The 18,589-nt window shown below is 68.1% G+C and carries 14 protein-coding genes; 7 read left to right on the forward strand and 7 right to left on the reverse strand.

Going from position 1 to position 18,589, the window contains the following annotated elements; all coding sequences use genetic code 11:
• Positions 1 to 9: 9 nt before the first annotated feature.
• The 3 genes from MEICH_RS0113060 to MEICH_RS0113070 all read right to left on the reverse strand — a co-directional run bounded on the left by MEICH_RS0113060 (position 10) and on the right by MEICH_RS0113070 (position 4,026).
• Complete coding sequence (locus MEICH_RS0113060; RefSeq protein WP_027893003.1) at positions 10 to 2,835, reverse strand: DNA translocase FtsK; 2,826 nt, start codon at positions 2,833 to 2,835, stop codon at positions 10 to 12.
• 106 nt (positions 2,836 to 2,941) lie between these two features.
• A complete protein-coding gene (locus MEICH_RS0113065; RefSeq protein ID WP_027893004.1) occupies positions 2,942 to 3,427 on the reverse strand; it encodes an OmpH/Skp family outer membrane protein in 486 nt (161 codons plus the stop codon).
• 104 nt (positions 3,428 to 3,531) lie between these two features.
• Positions 3,532 to 4,026 carry an OmpH/Skp family outer membrane protein gene (locus MEICH_RS0113070; protein WP_027893005.1) on the reverse strand — a complete coding sequence of 165 codons (495 nt, stop codon included), beginning with the start codon at positions 4,024 to 4,026 and terminating at the stop codon, positions 3,532 to 3,534.
• A gap of 102 nt (positions 4,027 to 4,128) precedes the next feature.
• Here MEICH_RS0113070 and MEICH_RS0113075 point away from each other — a divergent pair, with 102 nt between their 5' ends.
• The gene (locus tag MEICH_RS0113075; protein WP_027893006.1) at positions 4,129 to 4,572 is read left to right on the forward strand and encodes a hypothetical protein; all 444 of its coding nucleotides are present in this window, start codon (positions 4,129 to 4,131) and stop codon (positions 4,570 to 4,572) included.
• Between the two features lie 53 nt (positions 4,573 to 4,625).
• Here MEICH_RS0113075 and pheA read toward each other — a convergent pair whose 3' ends face one another.
• Complete coding sequence (gene pheA / locus MEICH_RS0113080; protein WP_027893007.1) at positions 4,626 to 5,456, reverse strand: prephenate dehydratase; 831 nt, start codon at positions 5,454 to 5,456, stop codon at positions 4,626 to 4,628.
• A gap of 278 nt (positions 5,457 to 5,734) precedes the next feature.
• Between pheA and MEICH_RS0113085 the strand changes: the two genes are divergently transcribed.
• From MEICH_RS0113085 to lptC, 5 genes are all read left to right on the forward strand, one after another.
• Positions 5,735 to 6,565 (forward strand): type I restriction-modification enzyme R subunit C-terminal domain-containing protein, encoded by an 831-nt coding sequence (locus MEICH_RS0113085; RefSeq protein ID WP_027893008.1) that lies wholly within the window; start codon positions 5,735 to 5,737, stop codon positions 6,563 to 6,565.
• A gap of 234 nt (positions 6,566 to 6,799) precedes the next feature.
• Positions 6,800 to 7,822, forward strand: a complete 1,023-nt coding sequence (locus MEICH_RS0113090; protein ID WP_027893009.1) for a lipid II:glycine glycyltransferase FemX — start codon at positions 6,800 to 6,802, stop codon at positions 7,820 to 7,822.
• A 78-nt stretch (positions 7,823 to 7,900) separates the two neighbouring features.
• Positions 7,901 to 8,476 carry a hypothetical protein gene (locus MEICH_RS0113095; protein WP_027893010.1) on the forward strand — a complete coding sequence of 192 codons (576 nt, stop codon included), beginning with the start codon at positions 7,901 to 7,903 and terminating at the stop codon, positions 8,474 to 8,476.
• Entirely contained in the window at positions 8,473 to 9,366 is an 894-nt protein-coding gene (locus tag MEICH_RS0113100; protein ID WP_027893011.1) for an LptA/OstA family protein, read from the forward strand. The genes MEICH_RS0113095 and MEICH_RS0113100 overlap by 4 nt, the downstream gene beginning before the upstream one ends.
• The gene (lptC, locus tag MEICH_RS0113105; protein ID WP_027893012.1) at positions 9,341 to 10,360 is read left to right on the forward strand and encodes an LPS export ABC transporter periplasmic protein LptC; all 1,020 of its coding nucleotides are present in this window, start codon (positions 9,341 to 9,343) and stop codon (positions 10,358 to 10,360) included. Before MEICH_RS0113100 ends, lptC begins: the two co-directional genes overlap by 26 nt.
• Positions 10,361 to 10,548: 188 nt before the next feature.
• On the opposite strand, the gene MEICH_RS0113110 is transcribed toward lptC, so the two are convergent.
• Both MEICH_RS0113110 and MEICH_RS0113115 read right to left on the reverse strand, forming a co-directional pair.
• Positions 10,549 to 12,051: an ABC transporter ATP-binding protein gene (locus tag MEICH_RS0113110; RefSeq protein ID WP_027893013.1), complete on the reverse strand. Its 1,503-nt coding sequence runs from the start codon at positions 12,049 to 12,051 to the stop codon at positions 10,549 to 10,551.
• Positions 12,052 to 12,359: 308 nt separating this feature from the next.
• Positions 12,360 to 13,502 (reverse strand): BMP family lipoprotein, encoded by a 1,143-nt coding sequence (locus tag MEICH_RS0113115; RefSeq protein ID WP_027893014.1) that lies wholly within the window; start codon positions 13,500 to 13,502, stop codon positions 12,360 to 12,362.
• A gap of 159 nt (positions 13,503 to 13,661) precedes the next feature.
• Between MEICH_RS0113115 and ligA the strand changes: the two genes are divergently transcribed.
• Positions 13,662 to 15,677, forward strand: coding sequence for an NAD-dependent DNA ligase LigA (gene ligA / locus MEICH_RS0113120; protein WP_027893015.1), 2,016 nt, complete (start codon positions 13,662 to 13,664; stop codon positions 15,675 to 15,677).
• 128 nt (positions 15,678 to 15,805) lie between these two features.
• On the opposite strand, the gene MEICH_RS30480 is transcribed toward ligA, so the two are convergent.
• Positions 15,806 to 18,475: a G8 domain-containing protein gene (locus MEICH_RS30480; protein ID WP_027893016.1), complete on the reverse strand. Its 2,670-nt coding sequence runs from the start codon at positions 18,473 to 18,475 to the stop codon at positions 15,806 to 15,808.
• Positions 18,476 to 18,589 lie beyond the last annotated feature (114 nt).

The raw sequence follows: 18,589 nt of genomic DNA on the forward strand, positions 1-18,589 counted from the left end.
TCTCCCGCTTCAGTTGCCGAAGTACTCCGGCAACTGGTCGCGGGTGATGAGCACTTCGCGGGGTTTGGATCCCTGGTGGGGGCCGACGATGCCCATGGCCTCGAGGCTGTCCACCAGCTTTCCGGCGCGGGCGTGGCCTACGGAGAGACGGCGCTGGAGGCGGCTCACGGAGGCGTAGCCCTCCTCGATGACCACCTCGGCCGCCTTGCGCAGCAGGGGGTCGGAGAAGTCCACCTCGCCGCCGCCCCCGCCCTCGCCGCCCAGGTTGGGCGGGCCGTCGAAGTCGGAACCGTAGGTCTCGCCGAAGGCGTCCTCGAAGCTCTGCTGGCGCAGGAATTCGGCCAGGCGGTGCACCTCGCCCTCCGAGAGGTAGGGGCCTTGCAGGCGCACCGGCTTGGGCAACCCCGGCTGGTGGTAGAGCATGTCGCCCTGGCCCACCAGGCGCTCGGCGCCCACGGTATCGAGGATGGTGCGGCTGTCGAATCCCGAGGAGACCGCGAAGGCCATGCGGGCGGGGATGTTGACCTTGATCAAGGAGGTCAGGATGTCCACCGAGGGGCGCTGGGTCGCCAGGATCAGGTGCATCCCGGTGGCGCGGGCCATCTGGGCCAGGCGCAAAATGGCCTGCTCGACCTCCTTGGGGGCGGTGATCATCAGGTCGGCGAGCTCGTCGATGACGATGACGAGATAGGGGAGGGTGGGCTCGCCCACCGCCTTCATCTTCTCGTTGAACTGCTCGAGGTTCCTCGCCCCCACCTGGCTCATCATCTTGTAGCGGCGCTCCATGTGGGCCACCGCGCCCAGCAGCACCCCGGCGGCGTCGGCGGGGTTGGTCACGACGGGGCGGATCAGGTGGGGGATGCCCTCGTAGGGCGTGAGCTCGACCATCTTGGGGTCGATCATCAGGAAGCGCAGCTCGGTGGGCAGGAACTTGAAGAGCAGGCTGCTGATTAGGGTGTTGACCGCCACGCTCTTGCCCGAGCCGGTCGAGCCGGCGATGAGCAGGTGGGGCATCTTGGCGAGGTCGCGCACCCAGATCTCGCCATCGATGCTCTTGCCCAGCACCAGCGGCAGGCGGTCCTTCGAGCGCACGAAGCTCGAGCCCGCGATGCCCTCGCTGTAGCGCACCACGTCGCGCTCGGCGTTGGGCACCTCGAGGCCGATGACGCTCTTGCCAGGGATGGGGGCCTCAATACGCACCGAGCCGGCGGCCAGGGCGCGGGCGAGGTCGTTGGAGAGGTTGGCGACGCGGCTGATCTTCTCGCCGGGGGCGGGCTCGAGCTCGAAGCGCGTCACCGTGGGGCCGCGGGCCCAGCCCACCACCTTCGCCTCCACGTCGAAGCTCTTGAGCGCGGCGTCGATGGTCTCGGCGAGGCGGCGGGTGTTGGCCTCGAGCACCCGCGGGTCGTGCCTGGGGGGCTCGGGGGGGTCGAGCAGGGCGGAGGTGGGGAGGGCTAAGGCGGTGGTCCCGCCGGTGGTCACGCGGATCTGGGCCTTGCCCTCCGGCTTGGCGGGGGGCTTGCTCGGCAGCGCCTTGGGCTGGGCCGTGACCACCGGCTCGGCCTCGGCCGCCTCCTCGAAGTCGAGGTCGAGGTCTAAGTCGATGTCGGGGTCGGGCTGCGCCGCGGGGGCCGGGGGTTCGGCGGGGCGGGTCACCACCGGGAAGATCACGGGCGGGGCCGCGGTCAGGCCGCCTTCCAGCAGGGCCCGCAGGCCGGCCGAGTGGGCCTCGGGGGGGTTGGCCTCGAGCCACTCCGCCCAGCGCAGCCAGGCGTCGGCGCGCTGCTCGAGGTCCGTGACCAGCCCCTGCAGGCTTTCCCAGGCCTCGAGGCGGGTCTGGTGGTCGTCCCAGGCCTGCAGCAGGCGGTGGGCGCTCACCCCGCGCTCGAGGTGGGCGCTGGCCTGCTCGGCCTGGCGCTCGAGGCTGCGGGCCTTGGTGTGCAGCGTGCCCACCTCCAGGCTGAGCGCGGCCCGGCGCTCCTCGAGGGCCTGCGCCAACCCCAGCCCCTGCACCGGGGCGGCCAGCGCGGCCGAGAGGCGCTCGAGCTTGGCCGCCAGGGGGCGCACCTCGGCCTTGACGGTGCCCGCCAGCTCGGCGCTGCGCTCCTGGAGGAACTTCTGGAAGACGCCGGAGAGCGCTTCGAGCCCCTCGCCCGTGGCGTCGCCCGCCAGGGGGTTGCGGCGGTACTGCAGCAGGTCCTCCTCGAGCGCGGCCAGGGCCTTGTGCTCGGGGTAGCGCTCGGCCAGCACGCGGGTCTCGCCCAGCAGCCTCGAGGCCTGCCGGGCCAGGCGCAATGAGCGGCGCAGCCTCGAGGCCGCCAGCCCCACCCGGCGCAGCACCACGCCGAAGAGCCATCCGGGGCGGCGGCGCGAGGCCAGGTCCAGCACGAAGACGAGCAGCACCCCGCACAGCAGCAGCCCGGCGTTGCCCAGCGCGTCGGTCAGGGCGCGGGCCGCGGCCGTGCCCAGGCTCCCGCCCCACTCCGCCTCCACCGCCGCCAGCACGGGCAGCATCACGGCGGCGCCGAGCAGGGCGAAGCCCAGCCCGCGCAGGAAGCCCCGCAGCGGCTTGCCCAGCAGCAGCAGCAGCGCCATCACCCCGAGCGCCGGGGGGACCATCCAGGTCAGCAGCCCCAGGCTGCCGTAGGTGATCTGGCGCAGCCACTGGCCGTACTCGCCCGTGAAGCGCGGGTTGACGTAGAGCACCAGCCCCAGCGCGATCCCCGCCGCCAGGGCCACCAGGGCCAGCGCCTCGGAGTCGAGGCGGGGTTCCTTGGGGTTTTGGGGCGGGGGAGTTTTGGCCGGACTGGAGCGCTTGGACTTTGCCTTTGCCATTGGGGCCAGTCTAGCACACTCAAAACGCGCTCGAGGGCGAATTAAGATCGAGCGAAGGCTGGCTTCCACGCCCTCGCTCGAGCAAAGCCCCGTCTTTACGGCGCTCCTACTTCTTCAGCTCCTTGACCACCAGCGGCGTGACGTCGCTGTCGGGGGCGGCGTAGACCACCAGGCTGCTGGCCTTGGCGACCTTGTAGTCCATGACCACCTGGAAGCCGTTGGCCTCGGCCACCTTCTTGACCTCCTTGTCGATGTCGTCGAGGAGGGGCTTAGCCACGGTGCCGACGCGCTCGTTCCACTTCTTGGTGGCGTCCTGCAGGGCCTTTTGCAGCGACTGGAGGCCCTGCTGGTCCTTGGCGGAGAGCGGCCCGCTGCGGGCCTTCTGGCCGAGCTGGTTGATCTGGTCGCGCAGGGGCTTGAGCTCCTTCTCGGCCTGGTCCTGCACGCTCTTGAGCTTAGGGTAGTTGGGGTGGGCCTGGATGGCGGTGTCGGGGTTGATGAACCCGACCCGGAAGGCCTTGGGCTTGGTCTGGGCCGATAGCGGTGCCGTTAGCAGCACCAGGCAGAAAGCGGCGAGAACGCGCGTCCACATGGCTCCCACTGTACGGACCCTGCTTTAGCAACTTGTGAGAACGCGCCTAGGGGTCGAAAAAGCGGGAGCCCGAAGGGCTCCCGCGCTAGGGCTACGCCTATGCTTTACTTCTTGACCTCTTCGATGACCTTGGCGGTGAGGTCGAGGCCGTCGGCCGCGTAGACCACCAGGCTGCTGGCCTGGGCCACCTTGTAGTCCATGACCACCTGGAAGCCGTTGTCCTCGGCCACCTTCTTGATCACCTTGTCGATCTGGTCGGTGAGGGGCTTGCCGGCTTCCTCGGTGCGGGTGGCCCACTTCTTGAGCGCGTCGTTGTAGGCCTGGCGCAGGGTCTGGAAGTCCTGCTGCTCCTTGGCCGAGGCCTGGCCGCTTTGGATCTTCTGCTGGAGCTGGGTGAGCTGGGTCTGCAGGGGCTTGAGCTCCTTGTCGGCCTGGTCGCGCACCGCCTTGACCTTGGCGTAGTCAGGGTGGGCTTCAATCACCGCGTCGGAGTTGATGAAACCGACCTTGACGGCCTGGGGCTTGGTCTGGGCGACCAGGGGGGCCCCCATCAGGCCGACGGCAGCGAGCACGGGAACGATCCACAGCATCCTCTTCATGCGCACCAATCTAAGCACCCAGCGTTAGCGCTATGTGAGAGAAACCCGGCTTGGACGCTGGGCTGGGGATGGGCTATGGTATCGCGGAGGAGGGAACGACACATGAAACGACTAACCCTTTTGGTTCTCCTCGTGGCGCTCGCCGTCGGGGCGAGCGCTCAGGCCCAGCGCAGCTTCCAGTTCCGCATCTCGGTGCCGAGCCCCGCCCTGGGCTTTGGCCTCGAGGCCGAGCTCCAGCGCAACCTGGTGGCGCTGTTCTACGGCGACCTCTTCTTCCAGGGCCCCGGGGTCTTCGTAGGCGGCGAGCTGCTCTTCAAGCCCGACCTCGGCCAGTTCGACCGCGACCTGCGCGGGATTTCCCCTTACCTCGGCGGGGGCATCGGGGCCGGCTTCGGCGGGGGCGGCGCCGACGTGGGCCTCACCCTCGACTTCGGCATCGAGTTCGCCCTCGACCGCTCGACCGGCCTCTTCGTGGGCTGGCAGGGGATCTACTACTTCGACGGGGGCGCCGGCAGCCGGGCCATCCTCGGGGCCAGCTTCCGATGAGGCGTTGAGTAGAAGTTGGTGAAAGCGGGGGCCTAGGCCCCCGCTTTTCTTTGCTATACGCCGTTTTGCGCCACCGGATACGAACCCAGCACCTTGACGAACTGCGCCCGCTGCAGCAGCCCGACCAGGGCCTTGGCCGGGCCGGGGTCCTCGATGTGGCCCTCGAAGTCCACGTAGAACACCGGGCTGAAGGGGCGTTCGGGGTCGCGGCGGGGGCGGGACTCGAGCTTGGTCATGTTCACCCCCGCCTCGGCGAGGGCCTGCAGCGCGTGCAGCAATGCCCCGGGTACGTGGCGGGTGGCGAAGACCACCGAGCTCTTGTGCGGCCCCTCGCGGCGGGGCGGGATCTCGCGCGAGAGCACGAAGAAGCGGGTGTAGTTGCCCTTGAAGTCCTGGATGTTCTCGGCCAGCACCTCCAGCCCGTAGCGCTCGGCGGCGCGACGGCTGGCGATGGCGGCGTGGCCGGGCTCGGGGTTTTCGGCCAGCTCGCGCGCGGCCCCGGCGGTGTCGTAGACCGGGGTGGCCTTGAAGTGGTAGCGGGCGATGAACCCGTCGCACTGGGCCAGGCCCTGAGGATGGCTCTTGACGTAGCGGATGTCCTCGAGCCGGAAGCCCTTGGGGGCCATGAGGCAGTGCTCGATCTTGAGCACGATCTCACCGATCACGTGCAGGTCGGTCTCGAGCAGCAGGTCGTAGGTCTGGTTGATGATCCCGGCGGTGGTGTTCTCCACCGGCACCACCCCCAGCTCGACCTCGTGCTCCGACACCGCCGCGAAGACCTCGTGGAAGGTGGGGAAGCCGACGGGCTGCGCTTCGGGAAAGGTCTTGAGGACGGCTTCCTCGCTGTAGGCTCCTTCGGTTCCCTGGTAGGCGATGCGGGTCACGGCGATACTTTACAACGTGGAGGGGCGAGAGCTGATAGCCGGGCGCGGGGCGTACGTCCTACACCGTACGCAAAACGCCAAACGCAAAACGCGAGACGCCGGTCCTACGTCGTACGTCCTACGCCGAACGCAAAACGCGAGACGCAAAATGCCTCGGCCCTTGGCCCTGGACCCTCGACAGACCACGGGCTGCGGGCCACTAGCTACGGCCCCGTCACCCTCTGTGTCGAGGGTCATACGCAAATCTCTGTCGCCGTCGGTATACTCAAAGCGAGCGTATGGCGCGAATTGGGGTAGTCACCGACGATTCCGGCTTCGAACATTTCCTCGAGGCGGTGACTGCCGCCGACGGGTACAAACTGGCCGTCTACGGCGAGCCGGGCTCCTGGGCGAGCCAGCTCCTCCGCGACCCGCCCGACCTGGTGATCCTCGACCGGATGGCCGGGCACGACAGCGTCACGCTGCGGGCGGCGATGCGAACAGACCCGCGCCTGGAGGCCATCCCGGCCATCCTGGTGCTCGACGCCCTGCCCCTCGAGCGCCCCCCCTGGCTGCGCCTGGAGGTGCTGGCCCGCAAGCCCCCCACCCACCGCAGCCTGCGCCTGCTGATCAACCGCGTGCTCTACCAGGGCGGGCTGGTGCTCAGCGACGGCCTGTTGGTGCTCAGCCCCAGTGACGCCCGCCCCCTGCTGGCCGAGTTCCTGGGCAGCCCCCAGCGGCTCAAGCAGGTCTGGCTCAACCCCCACGAGCGCGAGAGCCTGGTGATCGCCCTCGAGCGCGAGGGCTGGACCGAGCAGGGCCTGCGCCGCCTGGCCCGCCGCAACGACCTCGACCTCTACGACATGCTGGGCTGGCTGGCCTTCGGCTGGACGGTCAAGACCCGCCAGCAGCGGGCCTACCAGGCCTGGAAGTGGGCCGAGTCCCGCCCTGACGCCAAGATCATCCACTCCCTCCTCTCGGCCTACGTCGAGTACGGCATCTCCGGCATGGAAAAGGTGCTGCGCCAGGAAAAGGTCCTGGTATCCTCCGTCCTCACCGGAGGCCCTGCAGACCCCCGCAACGACCAGGGCTGGCTGATCCGGCTCGAGGCCCAGATTTACGCCGATTAGGGGAAGGTTCGGATATCAGCTTTTGGGTAGTCCTCAGCAACGGGTAACGGGAGGCGTGTGGTCCGTGGTCTATCGAGGGTCCAGGGTCGAGGCGTACGACGTAGGACGTGCATTTAGCGTCTTGCGTTTTGCGTAGGACGTACGACGTAAGACGCGGGTCGTACGACCCACTCCCGGCGTCCGACGTAGACCGCCCTTTGCCCCCCCTCGCCCTTTCGGGCATAATGACTCCTCGTGCTGCGCCTCGAGACCGTTACCGACCCCGCCCGCTGGAACGCGCTGGTGGCCTCCTTGCCCATTACCAGCGCGCTGCAGAGCTGGGGCTGGGGCGAGGTGAAGAAATTGTCGGGCTGGGTGCCCGAGCGCGTCGCGCTCTACGAGGGCGACGCGCTCGTCGCTGCCGCCCAGCTCTTCCGGCGCCAGTTCGTGGGGCCGCTGGCGATGCTCTACGCCTCCCGGGGCCCCGCCCTGCGCCGGGTCGAGGACCTGCCGCGCGTGGCGGAGGCCCTGCGGTCGAGGGCGGGCGGGGCGGCCTACCTCAAGCTCGAGCCTGAGACCGGACAGGACGCGCTGGCCGAGCCGCCGAGCTTCCCCGCGCTCAGCCTAAGCGAGACCATCCAGCCCGAGTACACCATCTGGCTCGACCTGCGCCAGGGCCGCGAGGGGCTGCTCGAGGGCATGGACTCCATGCACAAGCGCAACACCAAGCTCGCCGAGAAGCGCGTGGTCACCACCGTCGAGGGCGAGGAGGCCTTCGAGGAGTTCTGGGCGCTGTTCGAGGAGACCAACCGCAGGGCCAAGCTGCTCCAGCACAGCAAGGAGTACTACCAGACCGTGCTGCGGGCGATGAACCAGCCGGGAGGGCAAGCCTTCATCTGTGTCGCCCGGCTCGAGGGCAGGGCCCTGGCCGCGGGCCTGTTCGTGGCCTTCGCGGGCAAGGTCGATTACCTCTACGGCGGCTCGAGCCGCGAGAACTCCAACGCCAAGGCGCCCAACGGGATGCACTGGGGGGCCATCACCTGGGGGCTCGAGCACGGCTGCCACACCTACGACCTGTGGGGCGTGCCCCGGCAGAGCGAGGGCAGCCACGCCGCCGGGATCGACAAGTTCAAGGAGGGCTTCGGCGGGCGCCGGGTGCGCTTCCCCGCCTACGACCTCGCCCTGTCCCCGCTCTACGGCGTCGTGACCAAGGCGTTGCGCCTGCGCAAGAACTGGATGAATTACCGCGCCCGCGGCACCACCCGCGACGTTCTGTGAGATGGATGGATTTTTGCCGGGGTTATGATTGAGCCCTGGCTTCACGCTTCTAAGGCCGTGACTGCCTAGGTTGAGACCGTGCTGCGTCCTGCGCTCATCCTGCTCGCCGCCATCCTCGGGCTGGCCGTGGTGCTCACCCTCCGGCCGGTGCCGATCCCGCCCGCCCCGAACAAGGGGGTGGTGCTCGAGGACGTCAAGCTCGACCTCTACCCCGAGCAAGACCCCGAGGCCACCTGGAAGTTCGAGGCCGGCCGCGTGGAGCAGGACCCCGGCAACCGCGAGGCCAAGGTGAGCGGCCTGAAGGGCGGCGAGCGCTACGTAGGGGGCAAGCTCGACCTGCGGATCAGGGCCCCCTCGGTCATCATCGACCGCACGGACAACCTGCGCCTGCCGTACGCGCAGGCGGAGATCCTCAAGGGGTGCGTCCGGGTCGAGCTCGGCAGCCAGGGCGGCCCCGAGGTGCTCATCGACCAGAAGGCAGGCTTCTCCGCTCCGAGCGTGAAGATCGAGGCCCCGACGTACAACGCCACCGGCACCCGCTTCAGCTCCAACTTCGCCATCGAGAACGTCCGCTGGAGCGACCCCAAGTGGCAGTTCTACGACTACCCGGAGGGCGAGTCCCCCCCCTGCACGATCGAAGGTGGTTACGAATGAAAAAGACCCTCGGCCTAACCCTCTTGCTCCTGGCGGCGGCGCTCAGCCAGAGCAGCAACGTCCGCATCATCGACATCCAGAGCCCGGGCGGCGAAGTCTCCGGCAACCCGCGCAACGGCCCGCTCACCTTCACCAACCCCACCGCCGGCGGGGTGGTGGGCAAGGTCAAGGACCTGCAGATCAACGCCAGCAAGGCCACCCTGCAGGCCCCGTCGGGCAAGACCCTCGAGCAATCCAAGGGCGAGCGCACCGCCACTTTCGAGGGCAGCATCACCGTCAAGCGCGACCGCATGACCGCCAAGGGCCCTAAGCTGGTCTACCAGGAGAGCACCGGCCTTGGCACCCTCAACGGCCCGGCCCAGATGCGCCAGGAGCCCAAGGACGACAAGAGCGACCCCGTCGAGGTCGCCGCCAGCAAGATGACCTTCGACGTCGACACCGACGTCTCGACCAGCGAGGGCGACGTGACCCTCAAGAACGGCAACCAGGAGGGCCAGTCGGACGCGGTGTACTACGAGGAGAAGCGCGGCCTGGCGATCTTCACCGACGGCAAGCAGGTTGTGCTCACCCGCAAGCGCAGCGGGACCGACGGCAACCTGATCATCCGGGCCAAGGAGGTGCGCAGCCTCACCAACGACAAGCGCCTCATCGCCATGGGCGGCGTGACGCTCATCGACGGCAACACCACCGTCACCGGCGACAGCCTCACCTACGACGACAAGACCGGCATCGCCATCGTCTCGGGCAAGCCCGCGGTGAGCGAGAACACCAAGGAGAAGGTCAAGCTCAGCACCCCGGTCATCGAGCACAACGTCAACAAGCACCAGTCCAACCGCTACACCAAGCCCTTCACCCTCCCCGTAAATGACTTCCAGAAGACGGCTAAGTAGATGGGTTTTCGGCCTCCTGGCGCTGGGGATCTCGCTGTCCCTGGCGCAGGAGGAGTTTTACCCCACCGTCGTCGAGCTCGAGCGCCGCGGCAAGAAGATCGAGGCCACCACGGTGAGCCCCGACAACTACTGGGTCAACTTCTCCGGCGATATCGTGCTGGGTCAGCTCGAGGCCGTCGAGGGCTCGCTGGTGCGGCTGAAGGGCCAGGGGGCCTACTGGTTCAACGGCGAGAGCCGCATCCTGCGCGAGGGCCGGCCGGCCAAGCCCGGCGACTTCAAGGCGGGGGAGTGGCTCGAGGTCGCCTTCAACAGCGACCGCAAGGACGACAAGGGCAACGCCTTCCTCATGCGCATGGCCCCGCTGAAGAAGTCGGCACAGGCCGAGGAGGTGAAGAACAAGAAGTCCTACCAGTACTTCGCCATGTCCGACGCCAAGCGCATCAAGGTGACCTTCGGCAAGGACGCCACCGCCTTCGGCAACCTGGTGCTCATCGACAAGGGCGTGGAGGAACTGGTGCGCCTTTCCGACGGCTTCGCCCGCGAGGTGGGCGAGGGCGACGACCGCAAGGTGGAGATCGAGGCCAAGGCCACCCCCTCGAGCGTCGAGGTGGTCCAGGGCAAGAGCAAGGCCTTCGGCAGCGAGCTCATCTACGATAACGACACCGGCGACGCCAAGGTGGCCGGCCCGATCAAGCTCGAGCGCTCCGGCGACAAGCCCCTCAACGGCAACGCCAACGCCCTGACCTATAACGTCGACGACGAAACCCTCCTCCTCTCGGGCCAGGTGCGCCTGACCCAAAAAGAACGCACCACCAGCGCCCAGAGCGCCGTGGTGCGCGAAAAGGACGGCGTGGCCTACCTCTACGGCACCAAGGAGGCCCCCGTCACCAGCGAGAGCAAGGACGGCAAGGTGCGGGGCACCAAGCTCAAGTACAACCTCGACACCGGCGACGTGGTGGTGCTCGAGGGCATCGAGGGCGAGTTCCAGGATTGAGCGGTTAGGGGGCCTGTGGCTTGTAGTCACCCCTCCCCGCGGGCGGTAAGCCGTCAGCTTTCAGCCCTCAGCCGCCAGCTTTCCCACCCTCCCCCAGCCCCTCCCTCCGGCCGGAGAGAGGGGATTTTTTGCGTCTTTTGGCTATAGGCTATCGGCTATCGACTATCAGCTATCGACCATCGACACCCCTACGCCTTAATCCCCGCCATCAACAGCCCCAGCCGCTCCTCGGTAGCCTCCTCGGCCTTCAGTTCGCCCATGATCTGGCCCTCGAACATCACCAGGATGCGGTCGGAGAGGGAGCGCACCTCGTTGAGGTCGGCGGAGACCAGCAGCACCGCCAGGCCCTTGTCCCTGGCCGCGACGATCTGCTCGTGGATGAACTCAATGGCGCCGATGTCCACGCCGCGGGTGGGCTGGGCGGCGATGAGCACCTTGGGGTCGCGGGAGAGTTCGCGCCCGACGATGATCTTCTGGGCGTTGCCGCCGGAGTAGCGACGCCCGGCGAGTTCGGTGCTGCGGGGGCGCACGTCGAAGTTCTCCACCACCTGCCGGGCGTGGTGCTCGATGTCGTCGGACTCCTGGAAGCCCAAAGCGGTGTAGGGCTTGCGGTAGTGGTCGCCCAGGATGCTGTTCTCGCGGGTGCTGAAGTCGAGCACCAGGCCGCGCTGGTTGCGGTCTTCGGGGATGTGGGAGAGGCCCCACTCGCGCACGGCTCGAGCCTTCTGCGGCAGCTCATGCCCGCCGTAGCGGATGGTGCCCTGGTAGGGGCGCAGGCCGGTGATGGCCTCGACCAGCTCGGTCTGGCCGTTGCCCTCCACGCCCGCGATCCCCACCACCTCGCCCGCGCGCACCTGGAAGCTGATCCCCTTGAGGCTGTGCTTGGGGTTGTGCGACTGCGCCACCAGCCCCTCGACCTCGAGCATCACCTCCCCGGGCGTCTTGGGGGTTTTGTTCACCGTGAGGATCACCTCGCGCCCCACCATCATGCGGGCGAGCTGCTCGACGTTGGTGTCCTTGGTGTTGACGGTGCCCACCACCTTACCGTCGCGGATGACGGTGGTGCGGTCGGAAACCCGGATCACCTCGGCCAGCTTGTGGCTGATGAAGATGGCCGCGTTGCCCTGCTGCACGAACTTGCGCAGGAACTCGAAGAGCTCCTCGGCCTCCTGGGGGGTGAGCACCGCGGTGGGCTCGTCGAGGATGAGGATCTTGGCCTTGCGGTAGATGGCCTTGAGGATCTCGACCCGCTGTTGCAGCCCCACCGCCAGGTCTTCGATCTTGGCCTCGAGGTCGAGGTTGAAGCCCAGCTCCTTGTTCAGCGCGTCCACCTCGGCCCGCGCGCGCGCCAGGTCGATCTGGGCGCGGCTGCCGGGCTCCGAGCCCAAAATGACGTTCTCCAGCACGGTAAAGGGCTCGACGAGCATGAAGTGCTGGTGCACCATGCCGATGCCCTTGGCGATGGCGTCCTTAGGGCCGGTGATGGTGGTGGGCTGCTCGTCCACCAGGATCTCGCCCTGGTCGGGCTTGACCAGCCCGTACACGATCTTCATCAGCGTGCTCTTGCCCGCCCCGTTCTCGCCCACGATCGCCAGCACCTCGCCCCAGTTCACGTCCAGGGAGATGCGGTCGTTGGCAAGCACCAGGGGATAACGCTTGGTGATGTTGCGTAGCTCGAGGGCCTTTGCCATGGCATAGATAATACCGAACGGTTGTGCGGTGGGGGTCTGACGCCGGATGCCGAGCGCCGGGCGTGGGTCGTACGTCTTACGTCCTACGTCGTACGCCAAACGCAAAACGCAAGACGCAAAACGCAAGACGCAAGACGCCTTGTTCCCCCCTTAGCAAGGGGGCTGGGGGGATACACCCTCCCCGCGCGCGGGGAGGGACGGGGAGGGGTAACCACGAGCCACAAGCTGACGGCTGACGGCTGACCGCTGACGCCTGACGGCTGAAAAAAACCTCTCCCCGAAGGGAGAGGCTTGGGGCCTTGGCCGCTTTAGCGGGCCGAGGGGACCTTGAGGCTGCCGCTGATGATCTGCTGGCGCAGGGTGGCTACGCGGTTGAGGACGGCCTGCGGGATGAGGGCCTTGTTGTAGTCGTCGAGGGCGAAGCCCACGCCGTTGTTGGAGAGGCCGAACTCCTGAACGCCGGACTTGAAGCTGCCGTCCTTGACGCTCTTGATCACCGAGTAGGTGGCCTGGTCGACGCGCTTGAGCATCGAGGTGATCACGTGGTTGAGGGTGTTGGGGTTGCGGTCGGTGTCGCCGAGGTAGTTTTGGTTGGCGTCGACGCCTACCATGAACACGGGGCGGGTGTTGCCCGCGCAGGCCTGGTTGTAGGCGGCGTACTTGGCCACGCCCTTGAAGTTGTCGCTGACGAACTTCACGCCCGCGGGCAGCTCGCTGGCCTTGAGGCAGCGCTTCTGCAGGACGAAGTCCTTCACGCCCAGGCCGCTCGCGCCGGCGGCGGCGTAGATGATGTCGGCGCCCTGGCGGCTCTGGCTGGTGGCGAGCTCCTTGCCCTTGCCGGGGTCGTTCCAGGCGGCGGGGGTGGTGCCCACGTAGTTGATCAGCACCTTGCCCTTGATGCCGCGGGCGGCGAAGGCGCGCTCGGCGCCGGCCTTGTAGCCCTGCTCGAACTTGTGGATCAGCGGGATGTCCATGCCGCCGACGAAGCCCACCACGCCGGTGTTGGAGAGGCTGCCGGCGATGTAGCCCACGAGGAAGCTGCCCTCGTGCTCGCGGAAGACCAGGCCCACGGCGTTGGGCAGCTTGCCCTCGCCGGGCACGTCGTCGATGACGGCGAACTTGACGTCGGTGAACTCCTTGGCGGCCTGGGTGATGGCGGGGTTGTTGGCGAAGCCCACGCCGATGACCAGGTCGAAGCCTTCCTCGGCGAACTTGCGGATGCCCGAGCCTACCTGGGAGGGGTCAGCCGGCTCGAAGTCGAAGACCTGGACGCCGAAGTCCTTGGCGGCCCGCTGGGCGCCCTCGAAGGTGGACTGGTTGAAGCTGCGGTCCTGCTTGCCGCCGGCGTCGAAGGCGAGGCCGACGCGCACTTGGTTCTGGGCCAGCGCCGCCAGGCCGGCTACGCTCGCCAGGCCCAGGGCCGCGATCCCGAGCACTACGGATTTCTTCATCGTGACTCCTCTCGAGGTAAACACTGACATTTGGCTATTGCCGAGCGGCATTATATGGCACTTTTCATGAGGCTTGCAAAGCACCCGGTGCGTTGGGCATGAAGCGGGTGAGCCAGGGGTGGCGTTTTGCTTAGAGCGTAATCAGGGTAGACTTTAGCCATGGAGAATGCCGACGCCCACAGGCGAATCCTCGAGCTGCGCGAGGAACTGCGCTACCACAACTACCGCTACCACGTCCTCGACGCGCCCGTGATCTCCGACGCCGAGTACGACCGCATGTTGGCCGAGCTCAAGCGCCTGGAGGAGCAGTACCCCCAGTGGATCACCCCCGACTCGCCCACCCAGGTGGTGGGGAACGGGGTGCTCGAGACCACCTTCGCCGCCATCACCCACCCCACCCCGCTTTATTCGCTGGACAACGCCTTCGGCCCGCAGGACATCGCCGACTTCGAGACCCGCGCGGCCCGCGCCCTGGGCCTGCCGGGGCCTTTCGACTACACCCTCGAGTACAAGATCGACGGGCTCTCCGTGAACCTCTTCTATCAGGACGGCCTTCTGGTGTGGGGCGCCACCCGCGGCAACGGCACGGTGGGCGAGGACGTGACGCCCAACCTGCTGGGCATCGCCGAGATCCCGCGCCGGGTGCCGGTCTCGGGGGTGCTCGAGGTGCGCGGCGAGATCTACTTGCCCATCCCCGCCTTCCTCGAGCTCAACGCCCGGCTCGAGGAGGAGGGCACCCCGCCCTTCAAGAACCCGCGCAACGCCGCCGCGGGCTCGCTGCGCCAGAAGGACCCCCGCGTCAGCGCGGGCCGGGGGCTCAAGGGCTACTTCTACGGCGTGGGGCAGGGGGTGAACGCGCTGGGGGTCCGCAGCCAGTCCGATCTCCTGGACCGCCTGGCCGAGCTCGGCTTCGCCGTCGAGCCCCACCGCCGCCGGGTGACGGGCGCGGCCGAGGTCGAGGCCGCCTACCAGGAGATGCTCGCCCGCCGCCGCGAGCTGCCCTTCGAGGCCGACGGGGTCACGGTCAAGATCGACGAGTTCCGCCTGCAGCGCGAGCTGGGCTTCACCGCCAAGAGCCCGCGCTGGGGCATCGCCTACAAGTTCCCCGCCGAGGAGAAGACCACCCGGGTGCTGGGCGTGACCTTCCAGGTCGGGCGCACCGGCCGCGTGACCCCGGTGGCCGAGCTCGAGCCCGTCCACATCGAAGGCTCCACCGTCAGCCGCGTGACCCTGCACAACGAGAGCTACATCGCCGAGCTGGGCCTGTGCGTCGGGGACACGGTGCTGGTGCACAAGTCGGGCGGGGTGATCCCCGAGGTGCTGCGGGTGCTGCCCGAGCACCGCACCGGGAACGAGCACGCCGTGGTCTGGCCCACCCACTGCCCCGAGTGCCAGACCGAGCTCGTGCTCTCGGGCAAGGTGCACCTGTGCCCCAACCCGCTGTGCCCGGCCAAGGCCTTCGAGTCCATCCGCCACTATGCCAGCCGCCGCGCCATGGACATCCAGGGCCTCGGGGAAAAGCTCATCGAGCAACTGCTGGCGACGGGCCTGGTCAAGAACGTGGCCGACCTCTACAAGCTGCGCCTGGAGGACATCGCCAAGCTCGAGCGCAAGGCCGAGAAGAGCGCCCAGAACCTGCTCGAGCAGATCGAGGCCAGCAAGAAGCGGGGCCTCGAGCGCCTCCTCTTCGGCCTCGGCCTGCCCCAGGTCGGCGAGGCCCTCGCCCGCACCCTCGCCCGCCGCTTCGGCCACCTCGACCGCGTCGTAGCCGCCTCGGTGGAGGAGCTCGACGCCGTGGAGGACGTGGCCCTCACCACCGCCACCGCCGTCCACGAGGCCCTGCACCGCCCGGAGATGCTCGAGCTCATCGAGGCGTTGCGCCAGGCCGGCGTGGAGTTCGAGGCCAGGGAGAAGCCCAAGGGCAACGCCCTCGCGGGCCTCACCTTCGTCCTCACCGGCGAGCTGGCCCGCCCCCGCGACGAGGTCAGCCGCGAGCTCGAGGCCTTGGGCGCCAAGGTCTCGGGCTCGGTGAGCAAGAAGACCAGCTACGTCGTGGCCGGGCCGGGCGCGGGGAGCAAGCTCCAGAAGGCCCAGGAGTTGGGCGTGCCCGTGCTGGACGAGGAAGGGTTGCAGGCGTTGCTGGAGGAGAAGGTGGGGGTGGTGGATAGCCGGTAGCTCAATGTCGAACGCCGATAGCCGATAGCCAAACGCAAAACGTCCCCTCCCTCCGGCCGGAGGGAGGGGACGGGGGTGGGTGGGAAAGCTGACGGCTGAGGGCTGAAAGCTGACGGCTCACCGCCGCCTCACTTGCACTCGAGCGTCGTGCAGATGTGGTAGTTCACCGAGGCGCTGCGCTTGCCCTCGAGGTCGGCCTGGGTGAGGAAGAGCTTGAGGTAGACGGTGTCGCCCTCGCGGTAGTAGACCTTGCCCGTGGTGTCGGCGTCGAGCTCGGCCAGGGTGGCGACGCGGGTGGTCTTGTTGTTCTTCTCGCTGAAGTAGTAGTTGCGGTAGATCCACACGTCGCCGCTGGGGACCGGGAGCGCGACCCGCACGAAGGAGCCGGCGCTGCCCTGGGGGAAGGTGCCGTCGGGGAGGGCGCGGAGGTTGTAGCCCACGCGGAGCTTGGCGCTGCGGTTGGCGGTGCCGAAGGCCGCGGTGTAGGTGAAGAGGTTGGCGGTGCCGGGGCGGTTGGCGATCAGGCGGGCCTCGAAGTAGGTGAAGGCGTTGGGCATGCCCCACAGCCGGGTGCTGGGGCCGCCGTCGCGGGTGAGGGTGAGGGCGCTCGAGAGGTCGTTGCCCGCCAGCGGTTTGGGGCTGGGCTCCTCGTTGCTGATGGAGAGGGTGCCGTAGAGGTGGCCGCAAACGTGGGCGTTCCAGTCGGCCCGGGCGGTGCAGTCGGCGGTGAGCAGGAAGGGGTTATCGACCACGACCGACTTGCCCGCGCTGCCGGTCACGCTGCCGTCGGCGTCGTAGAACACGGCGGTGCGGTAGCCGTCGTGGGGGTCCCTGCCGCTGGCGGTGAAGCAGGGGTCGGGCGGCGGGTCGTAGGTGACGGCGGTGTTCCCCGGCTCGATCTTGACGTTCTTCACGTAGTTCTGCCCGGTGAGCCCGAAGCTCGTCCAGCGCAGGGTGCCGATGGCGGCGTTGCGCACGGTGATGGTGGCGGTCTTGACCCCGTTGCAGTAGAGGTCGCGCTGGGCCGTGCCCGAGAACTTGCGGAAGGTGGTCCCCTCCACGCCCACGTGGCCGTCGTAGTGCTCGAAGCCCACCAGGCCGGTGATCCAGGTGCCGGTGATGCGGGTGGTGCCGTTGGCGCTCTCGCCCACGATCAGGCCGCCCTCGAGGTAGCTCTTGTTGGAGGCGAAGGTCACGCCGATGGCGTTGTCGCCCAGCTTGGGGTTGCTCAGGCGGTGGTTGACCCCGCGCAGCCACACCCCGCGCACGCCGCTCTTGTAGGCCACGAAGTCCTTGAAGTCGGCGACGACGGGCGGGTTTTTGGCGTCGTCGCCCTCGCTGCCCTTGGGGTCGGTGCGCGGGTTGTGGACGGTGGTCACCCCGTCGGTGAGGTCGGCGAGCTTGTGGTCCTTGCAGGCGTTGCGGTCGGCGTCGCCGGGGCAGAGCCTGGAGTCGTGCGAGCGGTCGACGTTGAGCCCGTCGTTCTGCACCGAGTGGGCCACGTTGGCGCTGAACTCGCCCAGGGCGGTGGTCCGGGGCCGGATGTCGTTCATCCAGGTGAGGTCCTGGTTGGCACGCCCGAAGGGGATGGGGCGCTTGGGCAGCGCGTACCAGTAGCCGGTGCCGGCCTCGGCGACCGCGTTGCCCGTGAGGCGGTTGGCGGGGTGGGTGATCCAGAACCCGGCCGGGTTGCTGTCGGAGGGGATGAGGCGCTGGTCGTCCTTGAGCGCGCGCACCAGCACGGCGAGGTTGCCCGAGAGGACGTTCTCGGTCTCGCTGCCCTCCTCGAGGAAGTAGCAGTGCCCGAAGGTGTCGAAGGCGACGTTGCCCTCCACGCGCAGCTTGTTGGTCCCGTGGATCACCAGGCAGCGGTTGAAGCTCTCGCGGATGCTGCTGGACTTCAAGTAGGAGCCGGCCCCCGCGTCGCCCACCTGGTGGAAGTGGACGGGGTAGCGCCCGAACTTGCCCTTCTGGCCCATGTTGCGCAGCTCCACCCAGCTCAGTTTGGCGCTGCCGCCCATCACCATGAGGTGCCCGCCGACCTGGTAGGCCGCCGAGCTGCTGTCGCGGGCTTTCTCGTCGCTGCGCACCACCACGTTGCGGGTGAGCAGCCCCACCTCGGCGAACTCGGGGATGCCGTCGGCGTCGGCGCCGTAGTGGCCGTAGCTGAGGGGCGCTTCCAGGGTGATCCTGGGGCCGTTGACCGCCTTGATGATGGCCCGCTCGCTGCGCGGCTTGGCCGGGTCCACGCCCGCCTGCCAGCCGTAGTGGTCGGTCGAGGCGATGACGATCTCGGCCCCCACCGGCCAGTCCACGGCCTTCTCGAGCACGATCTCGGTCGCGCCCTTGGCCGCCGTGGCCCCCAGGCGGGTCCAGCTCGAGGCGTAGGGCTTGCCGTGGAGCTCGAGCGCCCCCGTGCCCATCACCCCCAGCACCTTGGCGCCCATGTTCATCACGTTGTCGGCGGGGTTGTTGCTGGTGAGGACGATCTCGGCCTTGTGGGTGAAGGGGTTGTCCTCGGTGCCCACCTCGAGCCGCCCGTGCACCATGACCCAGTCGGCCTGCAGCGTGAGGTCCTTGCGGTCGAAGACCAAGGCGCCGTCGATGGTCAGGCCGCGCAGGGGCGGCGGGTTCTCGTCGAGCAGGACGTTGGTGCCTTGCGGGATGGTGACTTCCTGGCCCGGCTGGGTGGGCCTGCCGCTCCACTGCGACCACTTGACGTCGATGGGGGTGTTGGTGGGGGGCTTGGTGCAGGCCGCCAACAGCGCGATCAGTCCGAGATAGAGCCCTCTGTGCATACGCCTCCTCAGATAGGTCAGGGGGGAGCCCTCAGCTTTTTCGAGGCTACCGGATCGTTGGAGTTTTTTGGGCTTTTCGGGGTTAATGGCCGCTTAATCACCCGAAAATTCCCT

Origin of the sequence: Calidithermus chliarophilus DSM 9957 (assembly GCF_000430045.1) — a bacterium.
Classification (GTDB): domain Bacteria; phylum Deinococcota; class Deinococci; order Deinococcales; family Thermaceae; genus Calidithermus; species Calidithermus chliarophilus.